The 1186-nt window shown below is 69.4% G+C and carries 1 protein-coding gene; it reads left to right on the top strand.

What is annotated here, in order from left to right; genetic code table 11:
• Nucleotides 1-1004 (top strand): efflux transporter outer membrane subunit (locus tag LPZ50_RS24970; RefSeq protein WP_230665514.1); only part of this gene is annotated, 1004 nt, incomplete at its 5' end.
• Between the last annotated feature and the right edge of the window lie 182 nt (nucleotides 1005-1186).

Genomic DNA, 1186 nt, shown 5'->3' with positions numbered 1-1186 from the left:
GGGTATCGTCCAATGTCGAGGCCGCCACCGCCGACGAACAGCAAAGCGAAGCACTGTATCGATCGGTATTGCTGGCCTTGCAGGCCGACGTGGCGCAAGCCTACTTCCAGGTGCGCGAGCTGGATGCGGGCCTGCGCCTGTACCAGCAGACCGTGCAGTTGCGCGCCGAGACGCTGCAGCTGATCCAGCGGCGCTACGACGCCGGCGACATCAGCGAACTGGACCTGGCCCGCGCCCGCTCGGAACTGGAATCGGCCCGTTCGGAAGCCCTGGGCTTCGAGCGCCGCCGCGCCAATGCCGAACACGCGCTGGCCGTGCTGCTGGGCAAGGCGCCATCGGAATTCACCCTGCCGTCGCAGCCGTTGACGCGCATTTCCGTGAATGTGCCGGCCGGCCTGCCTTCCACACTGCTCGAGCGCCGCCCGGATATCGCCGCGGCCGAGCGCGCCATGGCGGCCGCCAATGCGCGCATCGGCGTGGCCAAGTCGGCCTTCTTCCCCAGCCTGAACATCACGGGCGCAGCGGGCTTTGAATCCGCCGAACTGGGCGATCTGTTCGAATGGTCCAGCCGCACCTTCCTGCTGGGGCCCCTGGTGGGCGCCGCGCTGTCGCTGCCCATTTTCGATGGCGGCCGGCGCCAGGCGGGCCTGGACCGCGCCCGCGCCGAATACGAAGAAGACGTGGCCAACTACCGGCAGACGGTATTGACGGCGTTCCGCGAGGTGGAAGACAACCTGGCCAACCTGCGCATCCTGTCCACGCAGACCGACGTGCACGACGCGGCGCTGCAGGCCTCGCAACGCGCGGCGCGCATTTCGCTGACGCAGTACCGCGAAGGCTCGATCAGCTATCTGGATGTGATCGAGGCTGACCGCACCGTGCTGGCGCAGCAGCGTGTAGCGGTGCAACTGGACGGTGAACAGGCCCGGTCGGCCGTGAACCTGGTGCGGGCCCTGGGCGGCGGTTGGGGCACGCCGCTGCCGCCCGCCCTGGCGCAGCGTTGATGGATCGGGCGGGGCCACCCCTCGCCCGCCCTGCCGGACTCGGCCATAATGTGGCGTCATGCCCGACCATTCCTCTTCCGCTGCGCCTGTCGCTGCGGCCACCCCGGCCCCGACGCGGCTTTTTTTCGCGTTATGGCCTGGGCCCGCACTGGCCGCCACGCTGGCGGGCTGGGCCGCACAAG

The organism is Bordetella petrii (assembly GCF_020991325.1).
GTDB lineage: Bacteria > Pseudomonadota > Gammaproteobacteria > Burkholderiales > Burkholderiaceae_B > Bordetella_A > Bordetella_A petrii_E.
Note: the sequence above shows the minus strand (reverse complement) of the source record. Positions and strands in the feature narration are given on the sequence as shown.